The organism is Dyella silvatica (genome assembly GCF_026283955.1).
GTDB lineage: Bacteria > Pseudomonadota > Gammaproteobacteria > Xanthomonadales > Rhodanobacteraceae > Dyella_C > Dyella_C silvatica.
This window is the reverse complement of sequence record NZ_JAPDPE010000167.1, coordinates 1-7,424: the sequence shown is the minus strand read 5'-3', so window position 1 is coordinate 7,424 and position 7,424 is coordinate 1. Positions and strand designations below refer to the sequence as shown.

8 protein-coding genes are annotated in these 7,424 nt (G+C 61.5%); 7 read left to right on the top strand and 1 reads right to left on the bottom strand.

What is annotated here, in order from left to right:
* From OUZ52_RS21495 to OUZ52_RS21485, 3 genes are all read left to right on the top strand, one after another.
* Positions 1–315: hypothetical protein (locus OUZ52_RS21495; RefSeq protein WP_266160634.1), on the top strand; the 315-nt coding region annotated here is incomplete at its 5' end.
* 144 nt (positions 316–459) lie between these two features.
* Entirely contained in the window at positions 460–1,539 is a 1,080-nt protein-coding gene (locus OUZ52_RS21490; RefSeq protein ID WP_266160636.1) for an oxidoreductase, read from the top strand.
* An 11-nt stretch (positions 1,540–1,550) separates the two neighbouring features.
* Positions 1,551–2,054, top strand: a complete 504-nt coding sequence (locus tag OUZ52_RS21485) for a hypothetical protein (RefSeq protein ID WP_266160633.1) — start codon at positions 1,551–1,553, stop codon at positions 2,052–2,054.
* A 92-nt stretch (positions 2,055–2,146) separates the two neighbouring features.
* On the opposite strand, the gene OUZ52_RS21480 is transcribed toward OUZ52_RS21485, so the two are convergent.
* The gene (locus tag OUZ52_RS21480) at positions 2,147–3,049 is read right to left on the bottom strand and encodes a LysR family transcriptional regulator (RefSeq protein WP_266160631.1); all 903 of its coding nucleotides are present in this window, start codon (positions 3,047–3,049) and stop codon (positions 2,147–2,149) included.
* Positions 3,050–3,178: 129 nt separating this feature from the next.
* Here OUZ52_RS21480 and OUZ52_RS21475 point away from each other — a divergent pair, with 129 nt between their 5' ends.
* From OUZ52_RS21475 to OUZ52_RS21460, 4 genes are all read left to right on the top strand, one after another.
* Positions 3,179–4,042, top strand: coding sequence for a pirin family protein (locus OUZ52_RS21475; protein ID WP_266160630.1), 864 nt, complete (start codon positions 3,179–3,181; stop codon positions 4,040–4,042).
* Positions 4,043–4,250: 208 nt separating this feature from the next.
* Complete coding sequence (locus OUZ52_RS21470) at positions 4,251–4,601, top strand: hypothetical protein (protein WP_266160629.1); 351 nt, start codon at positions 4,251–4,253, stop codon at positions 4,599–4,601.
* 46 nt (positions 4,602–4,647) lie between these two features.
* Positions 4,648–6,372: a potassium-transporting ATPase subunit KdpA gene (kdpA, locus tag OUZ52_RS21465; protein WP_266160628.1), complete on the top strand. Its 1,725-nt coding sequence runs from the start codon at positions 4,648–4,650 to the stop codon at positions 6,370–6,372.
* Positions 6,373–6,656: 284 nt separating this feature from the next.
* Positions 6,657–7,409: an N-acetylmuramoyl-L-alanine amidase gene (locus OUZ52_RS21460; RefSeq protein ID WP_266160635.1), complete on the top strand. Its 753-nt coding sequence runs from the start codon at positions 6,657–6,659 to the stop codon at positions 7,407–7,409.
* Positions 7,410–7,424: the final 15 nt, after the last annotated feature.

Below are 7,424 nucleotides of genomic sequence, written 5' to 3'. Positions count from 1 at the left end.
ATGACTGATCTGCCTGATGCGCTGACGAATTTGCACGATGCGACACTCGGCTTGATCGAGTTCGAGTGGAGTACGCGCCGCTGCACGCTGCATTTTCATGGCGCCCCGGGCGGCGCTGTGCAGCATCCGTTCACGGTGGTTTTTGAAGGCGTCACCGAGATCAGCATTCCGGCTGAGCATCCGTGGGGATCTTCGCCTGGGTTGCTGGAGGTCGATTGCGTCGAGCCGGGGCAGTATGTGTTGGTCATGCAATCCGGCGATGAGATATGGATTTCATCCGCGACGGATCCGACCCGTGCAAGCCGCGCCTCATGATGGCGCTGCCTGCCGCTGCCGACAGAGCGGCAGAGTGAACATGCCCACACCGGCTTGAGGCATCATGTTCGCCAGCCGTTTTTTAGCGCGAGGCACCGATTGAACCGGCTTGTGCCGCGCGTATTTGGAGCACCCATGAGTGATATGGCAGCGCCGACGCGCATTGCGTTGATCGGTTATGGCTTTGTCGGCAAGACGTTTCATGCACCGCTGATCGCTGCTGTCGATGGTCTTGAGCTGACGGTGGTGGCCTCACGCGACGCGGATAAAGTGCATGCCGATCTGCCTGCTGTCGAGGTGATCGCCGATGCCTATCGCGCCGTCGCCGATGAGCATGTGGACCTGGTGGTGATTGCCTCGCCCAATGACACGCACGCGCCGCTGGCCCGTGCCGCGTTGGAGGCGGGCAAGCATGTGGTGGTCGATAAACCCTTTACGCTCGATCTTGCCGCAGCGCGCGAATTGGCCGCGCTGGCTGCCCGGCATGGGCGAGTGTTGTCGGTATTCCAGAATCGCCGCTGGGACAGCGACTATCTGGGCGTCAGGCAGGTGATCGAGCAAGGCCTGCTCGGCAGGCTGGCGCATGTCGAATCGCACTTCGACCGGTTTCGGCCCGAGCCGCGCGTGCGGTGGCGCGAATCGGCCGGTGCCGGTGGCGGGCTTTGGTACGACCTGGGGCCGCACCTGATCGACCAGGCGTTGCAGCTGTTTGGGTTGCCCCAGCGAATCCAGGCGCATATGGCGATTCAGCGCGACGGCGGCCAGGCGACCGACTGGGCGCAGGTGTTGCTCGACTACGGTTCGCTGCGAGTGATTCTGCACGCCAGCATGCTGGTCGCGGGCGGCGGCGCCCGTTTCATCTTGCATGGCAGCCGCGGCAGCCTGCTCAAGCCGTTGGCCGATCGGCAGGAGGCGCAGCTGCTGGCCGGCGTTCGTCCCGGCGCAGCTGGCTGGGGCGAAGACCCCGACGACATGCTGTTCTACGATGGCAGCGGTCAGGTATCCCGGCTACCGACACCTGCCGGCGACCAACGTCGGTACTATGCGATGCTACGTGACGCGCTGTGTGGCCAAGGTGCCAACCCGGTTTCACCGTTGCAGGCGATCACGGTCATGGCGGTACTGGAGGCGGCGATAGAAGCTGCCACGAGTGGGCGTAGCGTCACCCTGTCGCTGTCCGATGAAGAGCGCGGGGCTTGGCCGCATCGGTCAGCACAAGCATAGGAGCCATGCCCGTGAAGGTTTCTATCCGCGGTCGAATCTTCTGCGGCCTGGTAAGCCTTGGCTTGTTCTATAGCCTTGCCGTTTGCGCAGGGGGAAGCCATGAATGGACGCTGTTCGGGCCCAAAAAAGTGCTAGTGAATGTGGTCGTATTCAATTATTTGAATCGGCCTATTTATGACGTGTATTTAGACGGTGAAATGGTTGGCGGATCGGCCTCTTTGTCGGAGAGCCCCTATGGACAGTTCAGCACGGTTGCCGGTGTAGCTATTCCTCTCGGTCCGCAGACGTTGACGTGGCGCGTGGATGGCCCCAAGGGAATGGCTGATAACGGAGAGGCCTATCGGGTCAAGAATGCCCTGGTCGTGACGGCAGCGCAGATACCGCCGGAGGTCCGCTCGCTAGGGGTTCATATTTACCCGGACAACACGGCGGAACTGATTTTTTCAAAGGACGTTCTGGAGCAAAGTGAGCGTGGCCTAGGCTATGCCAAGCCGTTTCAAACGGAGGGCAAATGAACTATCGCAGGATGGTTCCCGCCGCTGGCATTTAGCCGTCCATATCTTGCGGGTGGGCTCAGCGCGCTGCCTTGGCTGCCTGCAGCTTTCACTCAGTCATCGATCTCGGCAAAGCGTGCCGCCAGGAAATCGATCAAGGTGCGCACGGCGGGAAGCACGCCTCGCCGCGATGGAAAGACCGCATGCACGATGCCGTTCTTGGGTGACCACTCGGGCAACAAGGCGATCAGCCGGCCGTCGCGGATTTCATCGCAGACGATCATGCTTGGCAGCTGGGTGATGCCGATGCCACGCAGGGCCGCGCTGCGTAGCGCAATCATATCGTCGGTGATCAGCCGCGGTTCGTGGCGGATGGTCGCGTGCGCGCCTTGCGGGCCACTCAATTCCCAAAGGTGATCGCCCATGGCGGGACGTGTGTCCAGGGTAGGCAACTGGTGCAGATCGGCCGGTACCTGAGGCAGGCCAAAACGTTCGAGCAGTGCCGGGCTGGCAACCAGCCGCCAGCCGCGCTCAGCCAGCACGCGCATGACCAGATCGCTGTTTTCCAGCGGTGGGGGGCGCACCCGAATGGCGATATCGATACCTTCGCCGATCACATCGATACGACGATTGGTGGATTCGAGATCGATGATCACCTTGGGATGCTCAGCCATATAGTCGGCCAGCATGGAGCCAACCCGGGCATACAGCATGGCTACCGGGCAGGTCAGCCGGATGACCCCTTGCGGGCCCGATTGCCGCAGGTCGATGACCTCCTGTGCGGCCTCGGCCTCGATCAGCATGGCCTTGCAGTGGCGGTAGTACTCCTGCCCGATATCGGTGACCGAGAAACGGCGGGATGAGCGCTGGATCAGGCGCGCGCCTAGCCGCTCTTCCAGCAAGGCGATGCGCCGGCTGAGTTTGGACTTGGGAATGCCGAGCGCCCGGCCGGCTGGCGCAAAGCCTTGGTGATCGACGACCTGGGTGAAGTAATACAGATCATTGAGATCCTGCATGGCCGGGTCATCGTTCTATGGATGGGACGCAAAGGATAGATCTCGCTATCTATTGGCGCCATCGTTCTGCGTTTATCGTGACCGTCATTCCGCTTAGCCGCTGCGGCTGACGACGACAGGAGATCTCCGATGAAGAAGGTTTTGGGTATGTACAGCGCGCCCCGCGGGCATTGGGTCGGCGATGGTTTTCCGGTCCGTTCGCTTTTCAGCTACGACAGCCACGGCAAACACCTGAGCCCGTTCCTGTTGCTGGACTATGCCGGCCCGGCCACGTTCAAGCCGAGCGACAAGCCGCGAGGCGTGGGCCAGCATCCGCATCGCGGCTTCGAGACCGTGACCATTGTTTACGAGGGTGAAGTCGAGCATCGTGATTCCACCGGGGCCGGCGGCAAGATCGGCCCCGGTGATGTGCAGTGGATGACCGCCGCCTCGGGCATCCTGCACGAAGAGTTTCATTCGCACGACTTCAGCAAAACCGGCGGCACGCTGGAAATGGTCCAGCTGTGGGTCAACCTGCCGGCCAAGGACAAGAAGGCCCCGGCGCGTTACCAGACCTTGTTGAACCAGGATATTCCGGCCATCGATTTGCCCGATGGCGCGGGCAAGCTGCGGGTGATTGCCGGTGACTATCACCAGCATCACGGCCCGGCGCAGACGTTCACGCCGATCGATGTGTGGGATATCCGTCTTAATCAGGATCATGAGGCACGCTTTGAGATCCCCGAAGGACGCACCCTGGCACTGGTGGTGTTGCGCGGTACGGTGCAAGTCAATGGCAGCCAGATCGCCCGCGAGGCGCAGTTAGTCACGCTAGGGCTGGAAGGCCGCGGTGTGTTGCTGGAGGCCAATACCGATGCTTCGCTGTTGCTGCTTAGCGGTGAGCCGATTGACGAACCCATCGTCGGTCACGGTCCGTTCGTGATGAACACGGTAGAGGAAATCAACCAAGCCATCGTGGATTTCAATAGCGGCCGCTTTGGCCAGATCGCCTGATAAAACCAGGTAGCGAAACGAGGCGGCTTTGGCGTTATGCGCTGAGGCCGCCGAATAGTCTCGCAGCCTGCGGAACCCAGCGATGGGCAAAGGCAGGCTGGTTTTTTTATGGAAAAAATACGGCGGCACGGGATTTAGGGCATCGTATTTTTATACGGTGGCTCCGAGAATCGTCAGCATGAAGATTCCGTCTCCCTAGGCTGCCCTCATGACCCGTCGAATACGATGTATCGGCTTGATCGCCATCAGCTTGTTGTTCTTGATTTCGGTTTTTCGATTGGTCCAGCTATCCACCGTCTCGCCCGATAAAGTGCTTGCGCACTGCAGCGGCATGGCGGAAGTGAACTGCGGCAGCCAGCCTCTTGCCAATCTGTGGCGCGGCCTGGCCCTGGGCTCGCTCTATCTCCTGTTTTGCCTGCAGCCGCGCCGTTCTGTGCCGCCTGCGCAGGTAGCGCAACGACCACGCGCCCTATCGACACCAGCCATCTCGCCAGGCAAGGCAGCGCCAGCTCGCCCATGGCCATCCGATATCCATAGCAACGGTCGCTCGACGACTTAACGGGCAGTTTGCGCCTGTCATATCCGCCCGTTTGCAGGGATAAGCGATGAACCCGTGGAATATGCTGCAGTACGGCGTGTTTCTGGCGCTGCTGACGGTGCTGGTCAAGCCCGTGGGCATGTATCTGGTACGAGTATTCGATGGCGGCGCCACGCCGCTGGACCGCGTGCTGGTTCCCATCGAGCGGGCGATCTACCGGCTCGCCGGCATCGACACAAAGCAAGCGATGAGTTGGAAAAGATATGCCATGTCTTTTCTGCTTTTCAGTCTTGCCGGCACACTGCTGCTGTACCTGATCTTGCGGTTGCAGCCGTTTGGCCACCCTTTCGATCCCTTGTTCAAACCGGCGACGTTGTCACCCGATCTGGCGATGAACACCGCGATCAGCTTTGCGACCACCACCACCTGGCAGGCCTACGGTGGCGAAAGCACCATGAGCTATGTCAGTCAGATGGTCGGCCTGGCCGCGCAGAACTTTCTCGCCGCAGCCGCCGGCCTGGCGGTTGGCATCGCCTTTATACGGGGCCTGGCGCGGCAGCGCAGCGGCAGCATCGGCAATTTCTGGATCGACCTGACCCGCTCGATTCTGTGGGTGTTGTTGCCACTCTCCTTGATCGGTGCGTTGATCCTGGTCTGGCAGGGAGTGCCGCAAAACTGGAGCCCGTATGTATCGGTCACCACGCTGGCGGGGGCGCCGCAAACCTTGCCGCAAGGTCCGGTGGCCGCGCTGGAGTTCATCAAGAACCTGGGCACCAACGGCGGCGGTTTCTTCAACACCAACGGCGCCCATCCGTATGCGAACCCCACCCCGCTGACTAACCTGCTCGGCATGCTGGCTATTGCCGTATTGCCAGCTGGGCTTACCTATACGCTGGGGTGCATGACTGACCAGCAGCGGCATGGCTGGCTGCTGTTCGTCGTGATGGCCTTGCTGTTTGGCGCGGGCTTGTTGCTGTGCGACCGCGCCGAGCAAGCAGGCAACCCTCGGATCGCCGCGCTCGGCGTGGATCAAGCCATGACCGCGCTGCAGCCGGGCGGCAACATGGAAGGCAAGGAGGTGCGCTTTGGCATGGGTGCCTCGGTACTGACGGCTATCACCACCTCGAATGGTGCGACGGGTTCGACCAATAGCGCCGACGACAGCTACACGCCGTTGGGTGGCGGTGTGCTGATCTTCAACATGTTGCTGGGCGAGTCGATTTTCGGCGGCCTGGGCACCGGCATCTACAGCATGCTGATCATGGTCTTGATCGCGGTATTCATCGGCGGCCTGATGGTCGGCCGCACGCCCGAATATCTCGGTAAGACGCTTAACCCTGTCGAGATGAAACTGATCGCCCTGTACACCATCATCGGCCCGTTGTTCGTATTGCCGCTGACCGCGTTGGCGGTCACCACGCAGGCGGGCCTGGCCGGGCTGAGCACGAATGGCGGCGCACATGGCTTCAGCGAAATCTTCACCGCCTATATCACCTCGATGGCGAACAACGGGCAGAACTTCGGCAGCCTTAACGCGAATACGGCTTTCTACAATGTCACTACCGCCATTGCCATGACGGCGGGCCGCTTCTGGCTGGCGATACCGGCGCTGGCGCTTGCCGGCCAATTCGCCGCGCAAGGGCGACGTCCGGAAACCCCTGGTAGCCTGCCGCTGGATGGGCCGTTGCTGGGCGGGCTGGTGATCGGCTCGATGCTCATCATCGGTGGCCTGAGTTACCTGCCGGCGCTGGCGATGGGGCCGATCATCGAACACCTATGGCTGTATCCGTAACCGGCTGGCATGGGCGGTTCCAAGGGCATGGGCTTGCTGTGAATCATGCTGCTCGGTTGTAAGGCGTGTCTTGCCGTGTCGATAAAAGGAAGGATCGATCCGTCGCCGTTCTTCTACGCCAGCGGGCTGCCTTGCCTTTGCCTTCAACCAACGCGTGATCTGCTGGACGCCTGCGCGCCGACCTTGACGCACCGATAGCGATGCGGCACGTTCGGCGCATCCCTCGTAAAGCAATGGCCTTGGCTATGTCTGATCTGCCCGCTGCCGAATCCAGCGCTGCGCGCATGCGGCGCATCAGCTATCGCCTGCTGTTGTCGCTGTCGCTGGCAGGGCTAGCCGCCTGCGCACCGATGCCTGCGCACAATCCGATGGCGCGCTGGGTGCCGTCACCGAATTACGACCTGCGCCGGCCGGTGTTGATCGTGCTGCATTTCACCAATCAACATTCGGTGCAGAAGAGCCTGACCACCTTGCGCACAGGTAATAGCGGCGGCCCGGTAAGCGCGCATTATTTGATCGGCAGCGAAGGCGACATCTATCAGCTGGTGGCTGACGAACAACGCGCCTGGCACGCCGGGCCGGGGCGCTGGGGGACGATTACCGACGTCAACTCGGCCTCGATCGGTATCGAGCTGGATAACACCGGCGATGAGCCGTTCGCGCCGGCGCAGATCAGCAGCCTGCTGCGGTTGCTTGCCGATTTAACCGAGCGGCTGCGCAGTCCCCGCACGCAAATCATCGGTCATGAAGATCTCGCGCCGACCCGCAAGAACGATCCGGGCCCGCGCTTTCCGTGGAAGCAATTGGCGGATGCCGGCTTCGGCTTGTGGCCGAAGGGCCCTTTGATCGATCCGCCGGCCGAGTTCGATCCATGGATGGCGCTGGGCCTGGTCGGCTACCCACTGGATAACCGCAGCGCCGCCGTGCGTGCGTTTCATCATCATTTTCGTGGCATGGATACCGACACGCTCGACGCCGAAGATTCGCGTGTGCTGTATGCGCTTACGCGATCGTTGAGCGGAGTGGCATCGCCGTAGATTGTGCAGGCATGC